The sequence below is a fragment of the Rhizobium sp. CB3090 genome (genome assembly GCF_029714285.1).
GTDB lineage: Bacteria > Pseudomonadota > Alphaproteobacteria > Rhizobiales > Rhizobiaceae > Rhizobium.
Map to the genome: position 1 here is coordinate 750,917 of NZ_CP121663.1, position 15,097 is coordinate 766,013.

Annotated in this window: 13 protein-coding genes; 9 read left to right on the plus strand and 4 right to left on the minus strand. The window is 60.4% G+C overall.

The genetic code is table 11. From position 1 onward, the window contains the following. Nucleotides 1-65 precede the first annotated feature (65 nt). Entirely contained in the window at nt 66-1,274 is a 1,209-nt protein-coding gene (locus tag QA646_RS22125; protein WP_283060388.1) for a TIGR03862 family flavoprotein, read from the plus strand. Between the two features lie 31 nt (nt 1,275-1,305). Here QA646_RS22125 and QA646_RS22130 read toward each other — a convergent pair whose 3' ends face one another. Both QA646_RS22130 and QA646_RS22135 read right to left on the minus strand, forming a co-directional pair. Continuing rightward, on the minus strand, nt 1,306-2,259 hold the full coding sequence (locus tag QA646_RS22130) for an NAD-dependent epimerase/dehydratase family protein (protein WP_283060389.1): 954 nt from the start codon (nt 2,257-2,259) through the stop codon (nt 1,306-1,308). 121 nt (nt 2,260-2,380) lie between these two features. Next, complete coding sequence (locus QA646_RS22135; protein ID WP_283060390.1) at nt 2,381-3,142, minus strand: GntR family transcriptional regulator; 762 nt, start codon at nt 3,140-3,142, stop codon at nt 2,381-2,383. A gap of 183 nt (nt 3,143-3,325) precedes the next feature. Here QA646_RS22135 and QA646_RS22140 point away from each other — a divergent pair, with 183 nt between their 5' ends. The 5 genes from QA646_RS22140 (at nt 3,326) to QA646_RS22160 (ending at nt 8,235) form a co-directional block, all read left to right on the plus strand. Continuing rightward, nucleotides 3,326-4,306, plus strand: a complete 981-nt coding sequence (locus QA646_RS22140; RefSeq protein ID WP_283060391.1) for an ABC transporter substrate-binding protein — start codon at nt 3,326-3,328, stop codon at nt 4,304-4,306. An 87-nt stretch (nt 4,307-4,393) separates the two neighbouring features. Further along, the gene (locus QA646_RS22145; protein ID WP_283060392.1) at nt 4,394-5,173 is read left to right on the plus strand and encodes an ABC transporter ATP-binding protein; all 780 of its coding nucleotides are present in this window, start codon (nt 4,394-4,396) and stop codon (nt 5,171-5,173) included. A gap of 7 nt (nt 5,174-5,180) precedes the next feature. Continuing rightward, on the plus strand, nt 5,181-6,104 hold the full coding sequence (locus QA646_RS22150; RefSeq protein ID WP_283060531.1) for an ABC transporter permease: 924 nt from the start codon (nt 5,181-5,183) through the stop codon (nt 6,102-6,104). Between the two features lie 16 nt (nt 6,105-6,120). Continuing rightward, nucleotides 6,121-7,368, plus strand: a complete 1,248-nt coding sequence (kynU, locus tag QA646_RS22155) for a kynureninase (protein ID WP_283060393.1) — start codon at nt 6,121-6,123, stop codon at nt 7,366-7,368. Nucleotides 7,369-7,404: 36 nt separating this feature from the next. Further along, the gene (locus QA646_RS22160; protein ID WP_283060394.1) at nt 7,405-8,235 is read left to right on the plus strand and encodes an alpha/beta hydrolase; all 831 of its coding nucleotides are present in this window, start codon (nt 7,405-7,407) and stop codon (nt 8,233-8,235) included. A gap of 43 nt (nt 8,236-8,278) precedes the next feature. Here the strand turns inward: QA646_RS22160 and QA646_RS22165 are convergent, their stop codons facing one another. Next, a complete protein-coding gene (locus QA646_RS22165) occupies nt 8,279-8,710 on the minus strand; it encodes a glyoxalase/bleomycin resistance/extradiol dioxygenase family protein (RefSeq protein WP_283060395.1) in 432 nt (143 codons plus the stop codon). 452 nt (nt 8,711-9,162) lie between these two features. On the opposite strand from QA646_RS22165, the gene QA646_RS22170 reads away from it, so the two are divergent. Next, nucleotides 9,163-10,467 (plus strand): mechanosensitive ion channel domain-containing protein, encoded by a 1,305-nt coding sequence (locus QA646_RS22170; protein WP_283060396.1) that lies wholly within the window; start codon nt 9,163-9,165, stop codon nt 10,465-10,467. A 69-nt stretch (nt 10,468-10,536) separates the two neighbouring features. On the opposite strand, the gene uxuA is transcribed toward QA646_RS22170, so the two are convergent. Then, complete coding sequence (gene uxuA / locus QA646_RS22175; protein WP_283060397.1) at nt 10,537-11,730, minus strand: mannonate dehydratase; 1,194 nt, start codon at nt 11,728-11,730, stop codon at nt 10,537-10,539. A gap of 115 nt (nt 11,731-11,845) precedes the next feature. On the opposite strand from uxuA, the gene QA646_RS22180 reads away from it, so the two are divergent. Both QA646_RS22180 and QA646_RS22185 read left to right on the plus strand, forming a co-directional pair. Further along, on the plus strand, nt 11,846-12,556 hold the full coding sequence (locus QA646_RS22180; protein ID WP_283060398.1) for an FCD domain-containing protein: 711 nt from the start codon (nt 11,846-11,848) through the stop codon (nt 12,554-12,556). Nucleotides 12,557-12,586: 30 nt separating this feature from the next. Beyond that, nucleotides 12,587-15,058, plus strand: coding sequence for a glycoside hydrolase family 2 protein (locus tag QA646_RS22185; protein ID WP_283060399.1), 2,472 nt, complete (start codon nt 12,587-12,589; stop codon nt 15,056-15,058). The last annotated feature ends 39 nt before the right edge of the window (nt 15,059-15,097 follow it).

Below are 15,097 nucleotides of genomic sequence, written 5' to 3' on the forward strand. Positions count from 1 at the left end.
GGCATCTTGCTTTCAACGCCGGCTCGGCCCAAGAGAACAAAAGCAATTCGACACCGGGCGGCTTCATGACAGCAAAGCAGATCACGATCATCGGCGGCGGCCCGGCGGGCCTGATGGCGGCTGAAGTGCTGTCGCTCTCCGGCCATCGGGTCACCGTCTACGACAGTATGCCGACGGTCGCGCGCAAATTCCTCCTGGCGGGAAAATCCGGCCTCAACATCACGCATTCGGAAGAGTACATCCGCTTCGCCGGTCGCTTTGGCCCGAGCTCCGATCGTCTGCGTTCGGCCCTCGACGCTTTTACCCCAGACGATATCAGAACCTGGGCAGCAGGGCTTGGCACGGAGACATTTACCGGCTCCTCGGGCCGCGTCTTTCCAAAGGTCATGAAGGCCTCGCCGCTGCTGCGTGCTTGGCTCGGCCGGCTGGAGGCGCAAGGCGTAAAAGTTCTGACTCGGCATCGCTGGTCCGGTTTTGCCGAAGGCGGCTTTGCCTTCGATACGCCGGAAGGGCGGTCGGTCATCCGCTGCGACGCCGCACTGCTCGCGCTCGGCGGCGCGAGTTATCCCAGGCTTGGCTCGGACGCCGCCTGGATCACCTGGCTCCGCGACAAGGGCATCGATATCGGTGACTTCCAACCTGCCAATTGCGGCTTCGATGTCGCCTGGAGCACGATTTTCAAGGAGCGCTTCGCAGGCGAGCCGATGAAGGCGGTGACCGCGACGTCCGATGCCGGCACCTTTCCCGGCGAATTCGTTATTTCCGGGCACGGTATCGAAGGCAGCCTTGTCTACGCCCATGCCGCCAGTCTGCGCGACCGACTTGAAAGCGACGGCAAAGTCGCGCTCACAGTCGATCTCGCACCCGGCAGAACAGCGGAACGGCTATCGCGCGATCTAGCACGGCAGGATGGCAAAGCCAGCTTTTCCAATCGCCTGCGAAAAGGTGCGGGGGTCGAAGGCGTCAAGGCGGCGCTGCTGCGAGAACTCGTTTCGCCTGCCAATTTGGCAGACCCGGAGCGGCTATCGCGGCTGATCAAAGCCCTGCCGATCCCGCTCCTGAGACCGCGGCCGATCACCGAGGCGATCTCGTCAGCCGGCGGCATCCGCTGGAGCGGCATCGACGATGGATATATGTTGAAAGCCCTCCCCGGCATATTCGTCGCCGGAGAAATGATCGATTGGGAAGCCCCGACCGGCGGCTATCTTCTCTCTGCCTGTTTCGCCACCGGGCGCGCCGCAGCGAGAGGAATCGAGGCGTGGCTACGGCGATGAGGGTTTCGGCCTCTCTTGAAGTGAAGGCCGGTCACCCAATCCGCCCGTTTGCCATCAGCCAAATCACCGACTCCTGCACCGCCTGCAGCGAAGTGTAGCGCGGCGCGTAGTTGAGAAGCCGTTCGGCCTTGGCGATCGAGCAATTCGGGCTGCGGGCGATATGCTCCCACGTCGCATCTGCATCCTCCGGCGTCTGGCCTTCGGCCCATTTGTCATAGGGAAGAAATTCCAGTTTCGGCTCGTGACCGAACCAGCGTGACATTGCCTCGGCATAGCCTCTGAGCGTCAGCGCGCCGCTGGATACCGCATGAAAACTTTCGCCCGTCGAGGCACGCCAATTGGCAATTGCGCCCATGAACATCTGGGCGACATCGTCGGCATGCACATGATGGACCGTTTCCAGGCCGAAATTCGGCAGCACGAGCGTTTCACCCCGCGCCAGCGTCGAAAATGCCGCGAGGTTGAAATGGCCGGCCGGATTGAGGGGCGCCCAGCCGAGGCCGACGATATGGCCGGGGTGGATCAATGTCGCCGGAAATCCTTTCTTGTGCGCCTCGCCCAGCAGATAGCTCTCGATCGCGGCCTTCTGCGTTCCGTATTCGCCGAATGGACGCTTCGGTGCCTCCTCGGGCGTCGGCACGACGGTCGGAAAACCATGCGTCCAGATGGTGCCTGTATGCAGGAAATGACCGACATGACCGGAGAGAGCTTCGGCCAGATGCCTGGCGCTTTCCAGAGTGAAGCAGATCATGTCGATGACGATATCGGCTCTCAGCGCCCGGATCGCCGGCCCGAAACTGCCGTCCTTTTCCATCGCCGCGCGATCCATCGTCATTTGATCGACAGCATCCCACGCCCGGTTCGGCGAATAAGGTTTTGCTTGGCCGCGGCTCACCGCCACCACCTCATACCCGGCCTCCACCAGCCGCGGCACGAGATAAGTGCCGACATGGCCGGTTGCGCCAATGACCACTGCACGCGTCATGATGTCCTCCCAAAGATATTTTCAAAATCGGGTGATGTCGGAATCTGGAGTGAAGAGAATGATCCCCCAAAAGAATAGGCGCATACGTCGCCTTGTCATCCTACGGGAAGGAACTTTCTTGCTAGACGCCGCTGCGCAGCCTTAACGGCTCGAGCTCGCCGTCCTCATCCTCGGACTTGATATAGACCTGCAGCGTATAGCCTATATGCTCGGTCATCAGCGCCCTGGCGCGCTCGATATCGCGGTCAAGCGCCGCTTCCATCAGCTCCGTGTGATGCTCGAGTGCCATCGCCTCGCGCCAGGCGGCGACTGCCGTCTCGTAGCCGATCGTCAGGCCGGCGGCAGCGCGCTGCGTCGGCGCAAGACCGAGAAAGCGGTGATGACGGCGGAGCTGGTCGGAAATCGTGCCCTGAAAGCGCAGGAGCCAGCTTGATGTCGCGGCGCTCAAGAGAGCGGCATGAAACGCCGCATGCTTTTCATCCCATTCGTCCGCCATCTCCTCGGAAGCGGCATCGGGCACGATCTTGCAGCGCGAGAGGCGGTAATGCGCGGTGACCACAGCCGATTCCCACGCCGCCCCACCTTTTTCGATCGATTCCAGCAGCAGCGGCAGCTCGACGACCATCCGCGCCCGCATCAAGTCTTCCAATTCCGTGCGGGAAACCGGAGCGACGGCAAAGCCGCGATTGCTGATGGCCGTTACCAGTTTCTCGGCTTCAAGCCGCGACAAGGCTTCGCGCAGCGGAGTCCAGCCGACACCATAGGCATCCCGCAAGGCGCTGAGCTTCAGCGCAGCTCCTGGCCGGAGCTTCGTGTTGAGAATATCCCGCCGCAGCAGCCAATAGGCCGCTTCCGTCTTCGTGAGAGGTTCCTTGTCCTGCATCGCGTCGTTCCCGGTCTCCGCAGCATGAGATTATATATAAATCACGCTCGACGCCAAATTATATATCAAATGCGTTTATGGGGCATATCATATATCGCAAATTGACAGGGACACCGTAGCCGCTATGATCCTTGGCTATAAAGCTCGGAGAGCAAAGGCTCTCTATAAAATCGGGAGGAAATCATGACAAAATCCAGATGGTTGTCGGGGCTGATTGTCGCCGGCGCGTTCATGGCAAGCGTCGTCACGGCAAGCGCCGAACCGATCAAGATCGCGATCGCCAATTTCGGTGAACATCCCCAGCTCAATGCTTCGATCGCCGGTTTCAAGAAGGCGCTGGCAGACAACGGCTTCGTCGAAGGCAAGGATGTTGTTTATACCGAGAGCAACACCAGCTTCGACGCGTCGCTGGTGCCGCAGATGATCGCCAAGCTGCAGTCGGACCATCCGAAGCTGATGTATACCATCACGACGCCGGTCTCGCAGATCGCCAAGAAGGCGCTCGCCGGCTCCGGCATTCCGATCGTGTTCTCGGCCGTAACCGATCCGGTCGCCGCCAAGCTCGTTCCCTCCTGGGATGCCGGCGGTGAGGGCATTACCGGCGCCAGCGACCTGCAGGACATTGCCGCCATCTTGACCTTCACCAAGAAGCTGCTGCCGAATGCCAAGCGCATCGGCGTGCCTTACAATCCGGGCGAGGCCAATGACGCAGCCCTGATCGAAAAGGTCAAGCAGGCCGCTCCGGCGGCCGGTTTCGAAGTGGTCCCCGTCGGTGTGGACAACGTCAACGATATCCAGCAGCGCATCGCATCGCTCGCCGGCAAGGCAGACGTGATCTACACGCCCGCCTCCAACCTGTTGCAGCCGGCAATCACCGCCGTTGCCGCAGCCGCCCGTCAAGCACAGATCCCGATCGTCAATTCCGACGATGCCGCCGTTCGTAGCGGTGTCGTCCCTGCAAGCTTCGCGGTCAACTACGAGCAGGTCGGTGAAAATGCCGGCAAGATCGCTGCAAAGATCCTCAAGGGTGGCGATCCCAAGACGATCGCGCCATCGCGCCCTGCCTATGAGGACCATGCTCCGTTGATCAACAAGACCGTTTTGAAGGCCTTCGGCGCCGACGTTCCGGCCTCGCTTGCCGATTGCAATTGCTTCACGAAGTAATCAGCGGCATCTTCTGGAGATCATTCTGATCCATGGCGGCGTTTAAAGCGCCGCCATTTCATAACCCTACATGCAGGGGAGGCACGGATGCTGGACATCAAATCCGCGCGCAAGGTTTTCTACAGAGGCCAGCCCGACGAAAAGGTCGCGCTCAACGGCCTGACACTCTCCCTCAAGAGCGGCGAATTCGGCGTCGTCATCGGTTCGAACGGCGCTGGTAAGAGCAGCATGCTGAATGCGATTTCCGGTGCCCTCACCCTCGATTCCGGTCAGATCCTCATCAACGGCAATGACGTCACGAACATGCCGGTCCACAAGCGCGCCGCGCGCCTCGCCCGCGTGTTCCAGGATCCGATGAAGGGAACCGCCGCAAGCATGACGGTCGGCGAAAACATGCTTTTGGCGGAACTCCGCGGCAAAAGCAGAGGATTTCGGCCCGGCCTGAATGCCGCCCGTCTCGCGGCCTACAAGGAGCGCCTCGCCGTTCTCGGGCTGGGTCTCGAGAACCGCCTGGATACCAAGGTGGAGCTTCTTTCAGGCGGGCAGCGCCAATCGCTGTCCCTCATCATGGCGGTCGGCGGCTCGCCCGACGTGCTGCTGCTCGATGAACATACCGCTGCCCTTGATCCGCGCACGGCCGATATCGTGATGCAGGCAACCGTGCGAACCGTCGAAGCGCTGAAGCTGACGACCCTCATGGTGACGCACAACATGCAGCATGCCGTCGATTTTGGCGACAGCATCATCATGCTCGATGCCGGCCGCGTGCATCTCGAAATTACCGGCGACGGAAAGCGGCACATCACGGTGCCCGAACTGATCGGCCACTTCGCCGTCAAGACCGATCGCATGCTGCTGGTGAGCTGACATCATGATGGATTTCATTCAGACAACCGTTTCGAGTTTCGTCTCGCTGATCCCGGTCACCCTGGCGCAGAGCTTCATCCTGAGCTTCGTCGTGCTGGGCATCATGATCCCGTTCCGCATGCTGAGCTTTCCGGACCTGACCAGCGAAGGTGCTTTTCCGCTCGGCGGCTGCGTCTGCGGCATCCTCTTGGCCGCCGGCGTCGCGCCGCCGCTGGCGATTGCCGCAGCTTTTGTCGTCGGTCTCGCCGCCGGTTGCTGCACGGCCTTCATCCACCTGCGCTTCCGCATCCATACGCTGCTCGCCGGCATCCTGATGTCGACCATGCTCTACAGCGTCAATCTTGGCATCATGGGCAAATCGAACCTTTCGGTCTTCGGCTCGCCGACCGTGTTCGATTGGGTGCCGCTGACCCAACCGGGCTTTCCCGCGAGTAAGATCGTCATCGCCGGCATTCTCGCTCTTATCGTGTTGATCGCCCTCAATCTCTACTTCAAGACGGAAAAGGGTACGGCCATGCGCGCGGTCGGCTCCAATCCGGATATGGCCGAAGCACAGGGCATCAATGTCTGGGCCGCGACGATCGGCGGTGTGGGCTTGGCAAGCGCCTTTTCCGCTTCCAGCGGCGCCCTGATGGTGCAATCGCAGGGCTTCGCCGACGTGAATATGGGCATCGGCATTTTGATCAACGGTCTGGCGGCGCTGATGATCGGCGAAGCCTTCACGGGCAAGCAGACCGTGTTGCGGCAGCTACTCGCGCCCTTCGTCGGCTCGATCATCTATTACCAGCTCGTCTCGCTCTGCCTAGCAGCCGGCATGCCGCCACCGAACTTGAAGCTCGCTACCGGCCTATTCGTCCTGCTGATGCTGGCACTGCCAAGCATCAAGCGCAGCCGCGGCGGCGCGCCCGCCCGGGAAACCATCCGCGAATGAAGTGAGACCCGACATTATGACCAGCCTTCCCGATCTCGCTGCTGTCGAGGCCATGGATGCGGCCGATCCGCTGCGTTCCTTCCGCAGTCGCTTCGCCCTGCCCGAAGGTGTCATCTACCTCGACGGCAATTCGCTTGGGGCCGCCTCGCATGATGTTTTCGCCGAATTGCAGCAGGCAGCGACGGAGGAATGGGGCAACGGCCTGATCCGTAGCTGGAACAGGGCCGGCTGGTTCCACCTGCCGCTCGAACTCGGCGACCGTATCGGCCGGCTGATCGGCGCCGCACCCGGGCAGACCGTGGTCACGGACTCGACCTCGATCAACATCTACAAGACCCTGCACGCCGCACTCGCCATGCGTCCGGGCCGCAGCGTCATTGTCGCGGAAGGCGATAGCTTTCCGACCGATCTCTACATGGCCGAAGGCGTTGCCTCGACGCGGCCCGGCGTTACCCTTCGCCTCGAAGGCAGGGATGCGGACAATATCGAAGAGTTGATTGACGATCAGGTCGCTGTCGTCCTGATCAATCACGTCAACTACAAGAGTGGGGAGCTGCGCGACATGCCGGCGCTGACGCGCCGGATCCACGAGGCCGGCGCGCTGGTGATTTGGGATCTCTGCCACAGCGCTGGCGCATTGCCGGTCGATCTCGACGGCGCGGATGCCGATTTCGCGGTCGGTTGCACCTATAAATATCTGAACGGCGGCCCCGGCTCGCCGGCCTTTATCTACGCCGCTCATCGTCACCACGACGCGATCACCCAACCGCTCAGCGGCTGGTGGGGCCATGCCCGCCCCTTCGCCTTCGAGCAGAATTTTGCCGGTGGCGAAGGCATCAAGCGCTTCCTCTGCGGCACGCAACCGATCCTGTCGCTGAGAGCGCTGAAGGGCGTGCTCGGCGTCTGGGATGAAGTCGACATGGGCGCGCTTCGCAAGAAGAGCATCGCGCTGACGGATCTCTTCATCCAGTTGGTCGAGGCGAAATGCGGCCAATATGGCGTCGTCTTGGAAACCACGCGCGACAGCGAAAGGCGCGGAAGCCAGGTCTCCTTCACGCACAGCAACAGCTATGAAGTGATGCAGGCCTTGATCGAACGCGGCGTGATCGGCGATTTCCGCGCGCCCGCCACCCTCCGTTTCGGCTTCACGCCACTTTATGTTGGCTATCGCGACGTCTGGCAGGCGGCGGAAGTGCTGGAGGATATTCTCGCCAACGGATCGTGGAAGGATGCGCGTTTTGTCGTGCGGTCGACCGTGACCTGATACCGGATTGGCGCTCGCAAAGCTGAGAGATGGGCGATGAATTATTTCAGAATTACCGACTGGGAAAGTGCCTATACCAGCGACGCCTATGTGGTCGGCGGTGATCGCTGGCCGGCAGCCTGGGTCGAGCCGGCACAATCTTTCCGCGATAGCCTGGCCGCGACCAGTCGCGCCAAACTCGACCTCGCCTATGGGCCTCATGAGCGCAATCGCTTCGACCTCTTCCTGCCCGCCGAGAAGCCAAAGGGATTGGTGGTCTTCATCCATGGCGGCTATTGGCTGGAACTCGACAAGAGCTATTGGTCGCATCTCGCCGCCGGGCCTGTCGCCAATGGCTACGCGGTCGCCATCCTCTCCTACACGCTTTGTCCCGAGATCCGCCTCACAGGCATCGCCAAGGAGATAGCCGCAGCGATCGGCACCGCCGCCGATATGATCGATGGCCCCCTGATGCTGGCCGGACATTCTGCCGGCGGCCAACTCGCAACCCGCATGGTGACCACGACCTCTCCGCTCGCCACCACAATCCAGGCACGCATCCGCCATGTGGTCTCCATTTCTGGACTGCACGACCTGCGCCCGATCATGAAGAGATCCATGAACGAATATCTGCGCATCGATGCCGCCGAAGCCATGGCCGAAAGCCCGGCGCTGCTTGAGCCCGCGGAAAATGTCCGCCTCACCTGCTGGGTCGGAGGCGCGGAACGCGCCGAATTCATCCGCCAGAATGCCCTGCTTGCCAATATCTGGACCGGCCTTGGAGCGGCAACCGCCGCCGTCGTCGAGCCGGATCAAAATCATTTCACGATCTTGGACGGCCTGACCGATCCGATACATCCGCTAACGCGGACGCTGCTCTCGGATTGACCTGGATTCGAACTCTTCGGACCCAGGTCCTGCTCTGCAAAGTTTATTTCTGGACCGGCGCGTTCATGGCCCAGACGATGCCAAAGGGATCGCGAAGCTGGCCCCAGCGGTCGCCCCAGAACATTACCTCGATGGGCATGACGACCTCGGCACCCGCATCGACGGCGCGTTGCCACCAGGCATCGATGTCGTCGACAAGCAATTGCAGAGTAAAAGCCTGCGGCTTTTCCAGCGGGTGACCGTGTTCCGGATAGGCGTCGCCGAGCATCAACGAACTCCCGTTGATATAAAGATGGATATGCATCGTCCGGCCCTGCTCGTCGGCCGGATACATGAAGGCCTGTTCGGCGCCGAAGGCGCGTTTGTAGAACTCGGCGGCCTTCACTGCGCCGTCCACCGTCAAATAAGGCACCAAGCCGCCAAGCACCGGCACTTTGGGCTGCTCTGATTGCGTTTGTTCTGCTGCATCGGTCATGATCGTCTCCTCGGAACGGATTTTGCTGATGTGCCCAACTGGACGGGCTGTTCTAAGGACGGTAGACGGTGATGTTTTCCGACAGGCGGCGCCAGTTTTTTCCGATTTTTAGCGAACCCCTGTTGGGAGCCGGCATCTGCCATCTTCTCGAAAAGACGCAGGGAGCAACGGCTCCAAGGGCAGCCTCGATCATATCGATACCGCCAGCGGTGCATTCTCCTTTGGCGCAGCATCGGTAGCTTTAGCAATTGCCCATAACGCCCTACTACTGCACGGTTCCTCAAATCGGTACGATAGAAACAGGCCGCAGTTCAAAATGCCAAAACGACCTTCACGCGTCTGAAAAGACATGATGCTGTAGAGCCGTAACTGCGCAGGTGCTACGTTTCATAGGGAACAATGACTGATAGCCGGTTGTCGGGCGCAAGCACCGAGCAAGAGAGGGCTAGGTGGTGAGTTTCGAGGAAATCTTCAGAGAAACTGAGGCTTGGATCCGGACTGTTCTTCTTAATGAATGGACACTCTACCAGTGCGGATTGATCGTCCTGGGTTTCTTTCTTTCGGCATTCTCTGCAAAACGAATAGAGCCAGTCTTCGACGCGCGCGCACGCAAAATCAAGGGAAACCCGGACCTGCTGCGCGTTATTGTCGCCTTCCTGAGACGTCTGCGTTGGCTCTTCCTGATTGTTTGGTTGTGGCTGGTGGAAGGGGCTCTATCGCGCTATGCGTGGCCCTCCCATCGATGGCTTGTCGAAACGGCGCTGACCCTTACGGCGGCGTGGTTCGTCATAGCGGTGCTAACGAGGATCATCCGCAATCAGACCCTCGCACGCGTCGTCGCGATAGCGAGCTGGTGTTACATCGCTCTTTACACCGTTGGGCTTGACGGCCCCGTCCTTGGAGCCCTTGACAGTGCTGCGGTCAGGATCGGCGCGGTAAAGCTTTCACTGCTCCTGATCATGAAAGCCATCGTTCTGGCGGTTGCGCTGGTCTGGCTTGCCGTACTGATGGGAAACGTCTCTTCTCATTGGGTTCAACGGTCCACGGACCTTTCCCCCTCTTTCAAGGTACTCATCAGCAAGCTCATCAAGATCGGCTTGATCATACTGGCAGGGGCAATAGCCCTGTCGGCCACGGGGATTGACCTTACCGCCCTCACCGTCTTCTCGGGCGCAGTGGGCGTCGGCATCGGTTTCGGTTTACAGAAGGTCGTATCGAATTTCATTTCCGGGGTCATCATCCTGCTCGACAAGTCCATCAAGCCGGGGGACACGATTTCGCTCGGGGAAACTTTCGGCTCGATCAGGGATCTGCGCTCCCGTTTCGTCTCGGTGATCACCAGAGACGGCAAGGAATATCTCATCCCGAATGAGGACTTTATCTCGCAACAAGTGGTGAATTGGTCGTTTTCCAGCGACTTCGTCCGTATCGAAGTCGATTTTGGAACATCTTATGACAGCGACCCGCATGATGTCGTGCGCATCGCCATAGAAACGGCAAGGAGCATCCCTCGGATCGCGAATACCTATTCTGCACCGGTATGCTGGATGACAGCTTTCGGATCATCTTCGCTCGATTTCAAGCTGAGGTTCTGGATTTCTGATCCGAGTAATGGACTGACCAACATTCGCGGCGAGGTACTAATGGCGTTATGGGACGCCTTCAAGCAAGCAGGGATTTCGATCCCCTTCCCGCATCGCGAGATCATCATGAAGACGCCTGTCGAAATTGCCGAGCGCCCCGCTGAACGCGGATAGAGCACCCTGTTGCCGCGGCTGGCGTTCGGCCGAGGCTTCAGCCTGTCCGACTGGTTCCCTTTCCAATCTCTAAAAGCTCTTCGAGAACTCGTCGGCTTTGCCGATCGCATGGATGACGCCATGCAGCTCCGCCAGGCCTTTGAGCCGGCCGATCAGCGAATAGCCGGGATTGGTCGGCTTATCGACATCATCGCCGATCAGGTGTCCATGGTCCGGGCGCATCGGAATGAGGTGGTCCGGCCGGCCATCGGTGTGGCGGCGGGCCTCCTCCGTCAGGAGCACGCGCAGGATCGCGTACATATCGCTGCGCCCTTCCAGATGGGCCGCTTCGACAAAGGAACCGTCCGGCTCGATCGCCACGTCGCGCAGATGTGCAAAATTGATGCGCGATGCAAATTCGCGGGCGATGGCGAGTACGTCGTTGTCGGCACGCGAACCGAGGGAACCTACGCAAAGCGTCAGACCGTTGGCCGGATGATCAACGCTACTGACGATACGGCGGATATCCGCCGCCGTCGAAACCACTCGCGGCAGACCAAAGAGCGAAATCGGAGGATCGTCGGGATGGATGGCGAGCCTTGCTCCAACGTCAGCGGCGACCGGCGCGACCTCGCGCAGAAAATTGTCGAGGTTCGCCTGCAGATCCCCAGCCGTCAGTCCTTCAAAGGATTCGATGGCAGCGCGGATCGCCTCGCGCCCGTAGCTATCCTCGCCGCCCGGAAGTCCGGCGATGATATTGCTCTCCAGCCTGCGAACTGCTTCTTCCGAGAGCCCCTTCAGCCGCTCCTCGGCACGCTGCAAAATCTCCGGCCCGTAGTTCGCCTCAGCACCTTTCCTGCGCAAGACGAAGACGTCATAGGCGACGAATTCCACCATGTCGAAACGCAGGGCAAGCGCCGTTGTCGGCATCTCGAAGCGCAGGTCGGTGCGCGTCCAGTCGACCACAGGCATGAAGTTGTAGCAGATCGTCTTGATGCCGGCTCGGGCGAGATTGACCAGCGTATCCTTCCAGACACCGATCGCCTGGACAGCGCCGGCGCCACCGAGCTTGATGGCGCTTGGAACCGGGATCGATTCGCAGACGCTCCACCGCATGCCCGCTGCCTCGACAAGGGCCTTGCGCGCCTCGATCTCCTCAGGCGTCCACACGCGGGAATGGGAGATTTCGTGCAGTGCGGTGACAATACCCGTTGCGCCGGCCTGACGCGCGTGAATGAGTGGAACGAGATCTCTCGGCCCGAACCAGCGCCAACAGCTCTCCATGCCATGCCTCCCTTATTTGTTGGTCAACATAGCCATAAGTCGGCGAAAGTCTATCCTCCTCCCTTCTTGACATCCCTTATTGACCAACAATATCTTCTTGACAGTCGGAGGACAGATGGCAATGGAAACCGCTGAGATCGAGGATAAGGGATCGGCGGTAGACCAGGTGGTCGATGCGATCCGGCGGCTGATGCGCGAGCGCAATCTCGGGCTCGGCGACGCCCTGCCCTCGGAAATCGAGCTGGCGGCGATGTTCAACAGCAGCCGCAATACCGTGCGCGAAGCGATCCGCATCCTGAAGGCCTACGGCATCGTCGAAAGCCGGCAAAAGGTCGGCGCCGTCATCACCGACCGCCGCCAACAGGCGCTGATGGAACTGTTCTCCTTCGCCATCGACATGTCCGCCGAAAGCTTCCTGGATATCCAGGGTTTTCGTCGGTTGATCGAGGTCAATCTCTCCGATCTGCTGTTTCAGACTATCGACGAAGCCGGCATTGCGCGGCTGGAAGCCATCAACGACGCCATGAAAAAGGCGCCGGAACTGTCGGAGGCGGCGGAATTCGATTTCAAGTTCCATGCCGAGCTGATCAGCTTTGCCGATAACCATACGCTATCACAGGTCTACAGTATTCTGCAGCCACTGTTGCAGCGGCTGATGGAGGCCGGCAAGCGGTCCCGCATCGCGGTCGAAAGCGCCTACGACGAACATTGCGACATCATCGCTGCTTTGAAAGAGCGGGATCGCATCGCCTATGCCTACCATATGAATCGTCATCTCCACGCCGGGCTACAGTTCATTCAGCCCAAAGAGCCACGACAGATTTGACACAATCCCTTTCATGACGGACCGACAATCATGAAGAAGCTGGCACTCGACACGGGCTGGACCGTTTCCCGCCTTCGCGCACCGTCCACGGCGCCCTCCCTGCCCTCAACAATCCCGGCCGCTGTGCCTGGAAATGTCCATCTCGATCTGCAGTCGGCCCGGCTGATCACCGACCCCTATCTCGATGTCAACGAAATCTCCCAGGACTGGATCGGCCGTTCGGCCTGGCGCTATCGGGTGGCGTTCGACTGGAACAAGGAGAAGGCGGATCGGGTCGATCTCTCCTGCCTCGGCCTCGATACGGCGGCGCGCCTGGAGCTGAACGGCACGTTGCTCGGCGAGACAAGCAATATGCACCGCAGCTATCGGTTCGACATTCGCGAGCATCTCAAGGAAGGCCGGAACGAGCTGATTGTCGATTTCGATTCCGCCTACGCCCATGGCGAGGCGATCCGCAGTGCGCTCGGTTCGTCCGCCGATATCCCTGCCAATTATCCGGGTCCCGGCAACCTCATTCGCAAAATGGCCTGCAATTTCGGCTGGGATTGGGGTCCAAGCGTCGTCACCTCAGGCATATGGAAGCCGATCGCCATCGAGAGCTGGTCGAAGGCGCGGCTTGCCATTGTCCGCCCGGAAATCACCTTGCAAGGCAGTGACGGTGTCGCACGCCTGCGCATCGAGACCGAATGGGCGGCCGAAGGCACGGATAGCGCGGCTCTGGTGATGTCGATCGGCGGCAAGCGATCCGAAGTCCGGATTGCGCAGGGCGAAACGCATGCCCTGGTGGAATGCCGCATCGACAATCCCGAAATCTGGTGGCCGCACGGGCTCGGCGAGCAGCCGCTCTATGATCTCGATCTTCAGCTTCTGGGCTCCGACGGGGCGACGCTCGATCGCTGGCAACGACGCGTCGGCTTTCGCTCCGTGCGCCTCGACACCACGCCCGATGATATAGGCTCCGCCTTTACCCTCGTCGTCAACGACGTGCCGGTCTTTGCCCGTGGCGCCAACTGGATTCCGGAGGATTGCTTCCTGCCGCGAGTGACCCGGGAACGCTATCGCGAGCGGATCGCCCAGGCACGTGACGCCAATATGAACATTCTTCGCGTCTGGGGCGGCGGCATTTACGAGACCGATATCTTCTACGAAGAGTGCGATGCCGCCGGCATCATGGTCTGGCAGGATTTCCTCTTCGCCTGCGCTGCCTATCCTGAGGAGGAGCCGGTCTATGGCGAGATCGAGGCGGAGGCGCGCGAGGCGATCACCCGGTTGATGCCGCATCCCTCGCTCGTGCTCTGGAACGGTAACAACGAAAACATCTGGGGCTATTTCGACTGGGGTTGGCAGGATGTGCTCGCCAATCGCCCCTGGGGCGCCGGTTATTATCTCGATCTGCTGCCGAAACTGGTTGCCGAGATTGATCCGACGCGACCCTATTGGCCCGGAAGCCCCTATTCCGGCTCGATGGATATTGCGCTGAACACCGACGAGCATGGCTGCAAGCACATCTGGGACGTCTGGAACGAAGTCGGCTACGAGACCTACCGCAACTATATTCCGCGTTTCTGCTCCGAATTCGGCTGGCAGGCGCCGCCGACCTACGCGACGCTGACCGAATCCGTGCGGGAGAAAAACCGAGCGCCCGCCTCCCCCGGCGTCCTGCATCACCAGAAGGCGACCAGCGGCAACGACAAGCTGATCAAGGGATTGGAAAATTGGTTTCCCGCTCCGGAAAACTTCGACGATTGGCTTTTCGTCACGCAACTCAACCAGGCGCGCGCCATCAGCCTCGGGGTCGACCACCTGCGGTCGCATCGCCCCACCTGCATGGGCGCGATCGTCTGGCAGCTTAACGATTGCTGGCCGGTGACCTCCTGGGCGGCAGTCGACGGCGCAGGCCGCAAGAAACCGCTCTGGTACGCGCTGCGCAACAGCTATGCGCCGCATCTCCTCACCATCCAGCCGCGCGGCGACGGTCTTGCCGCCGTCGCCATTAACGACACGACCCTGTTCTGGCGCGTCCCTTTCACCATTGAGCGCTTCGATTTCAACGGCACGCTACTCGCCCGCCATTCGGTCTGGCGCATCCTCTGCGACCGTTTCGAAAATGCCGAAATCTCGATCCCCAAGGATGTCGCGACGCCGGGCAATGCTGAACGCGAGTTCCTGCGCACCCGTCTCGGCGATGCTGAAGCATGGTGGTTTTTCGAAAAGGATATGAAGCTTCAATATCCTGAGCCTCGTTTCGAGCTTCAGGCGGAACAGATCGCCGACGGTACCGCCGTCACGATCACGGCGCAATCCTTCCTGCGCGATCTCTGCCTGTTTGCCGACCGCATCAGCCCGAATGCCGAGGTCGATGATATGCTGGTCAATTTGATGCCGGGCGAGAGCAAGACGTTTCGCATCAAGGGCGTGTCGAAAGAGGCTTGGGACGATGCCGATCTTTCCTCTGTCGTTCGCACGGCCAATCAGGTCGCAGGTACAGCCCGGCCTCGGTGAGGCCGGTCACAGGCCGAAACGGCTCGCGCTAAACTTTGC

Excerpts from the sequence above, each read along its gene's own strand:
- QA646_RS22185 (WP_283060399.1), top strand. The coding sequence starts at position 12,587 with ATGAAGAAGCTGGCACTCGACACGGGCTGGACCGTTTCCCGCCTTCGC.
- QA646_RS22125 (WP_283060388.1), top strand. The coding sequence starts at position 66 with ATGACAGCAAAGCAGATCACGATCATCGGCGGCGGCCCGGCGGGCCTG.
- uxuA (WP_283060397.1), bottom strand. The coding sequence starts at position 11,730 with ATGGAGAGCTGTTGGCGCTGGTTCGGGCCGAGAGATCTCGTTCCACTC.
- kynU (WP_283060393.1), top strand. The coding sequence starts at position 6,121 with ATGACCAGCCTTCCCGATCTCGCTGCTGTCGAGGCCATGGATGCGGCC.
- QA646_RS22180 (WP_283060398.1), top strand. The coding sequence starts at position 11,846 with ATGGCAATGGAAACCGCTGAGATCGAGGATAAGGGATCGGCGGTAGAC.
- QA646_RS22135 (WP_283060390.1), bottom strand. The coding sequence starts at position 3,142 with ATGCAGGACAAGGAACCTCTCACGAAGACGGAAGCGGCCTATTGGCTG.
- QA646_RS22165 (WP_283060395.1), bottom strand. The coding sequence starts at position 8,710 with ATGACCGATGCAGCAGAACAAACGCAATCAGAGCAGCCCAAAGTGCCG.
- QA646_RS22145 (WP_283060392.1), top strand. The coding sequence starts at position 4,394 with ATGCTGGACATCAAATCCGCGCGCAAGGTTTTCTACAGAGGCCAGCCC.
- QA646_RS22160 (WP_283060394.1), top strand. The coding sequence starts at position 7,405 with ATGAATTATTTCAGAATTACCGACTGGGAAAGTGCCTATACCAGCGAC.
- QA646_RS22150 (WP_283060531.1), top strand. The coding sequence starts at position 5,181 with ATGGATTTCATTCAGACAACCGTTTCGAGTTTCGTCTCGCTGATCCCG.
- QA646_RS22130 (WP_283060389.1), bottom strand. The coding sequence starts at position 2,259 with ATGACGCGTGCAGTGGTCATTGGCGCAACCGGCCATGTCGGCACTTAT.
- QA646_RS22140 (WP_283060391.1), top strand. The coding sequence starts at position 3,326 with ATGACAAAATCCAGATGGTTGTCGGGGCTGATTGTCGCCGGCGCGTTC.